Here is a 368-nt window from a genome sequence, read left to right as displayed (position 1 = left end):
CGGCCCTGCTCGGAGAGCTCCTCGCGCAGGCGCAGCACGTCTTCGCTGAAGTCGCGGCTGTCCAGGTCCTTGTATTCCTGCTGCTTGAACTTGCGCAGCGCGTCGACGCCGTACAGCGCCACGCGGCGGTAGTCGCCGATGATGCGCCCGCGCCCGTAGGCGTCGGGCAGGCCGGTCAGGATGGCCGACTTGCGCGCCTTGGAGATCTCGGTCGAATAGACGTCGAAGACGCCCTGGTTGTGGCTCTTGCGGTACTTGGTCCAGATCTCGTCGACCGTCGGGTCGCTCTCGAAGCCGTAGGCCTTCAGGCCCGACTGCACCATGCGCAGACCGCCGTTGGGCATGATCGCGCGCTTGAGCGGGGCGTC

At 67.1% G+C, this 368-nt stretch carries 1 protein-coding gene; it reads right to left on the bottom strand.

The genetic code is table 11. The features are described from left to right. A partial coding sequence (locus tag G5B56_RS19760; RefSeq protein ID WP_404947966.1) for a pyruvate formate lyase family protein occupies positions 1–368 on the bottom strand: 368 nt, incomplete at both ends.

The sequence above is a fragment of the Rubrivivax sp. JA1026 genome (genome assembly GCF_011065555.1).
In the GTDB taxonomy this organism is placed as follows: Bacteria; Pseudomonadota; Gammaproteobacteria; order Burkholderiales; family Burkholderiaceae_C; genus Rubrivivax; species Rubrivivax benzoatilyticus.
The sequence above is the reverse complement of the archived record's forward strand: the minus strand, read 5'-3'. Positions and strand labels throughout refer to the sequence as shown.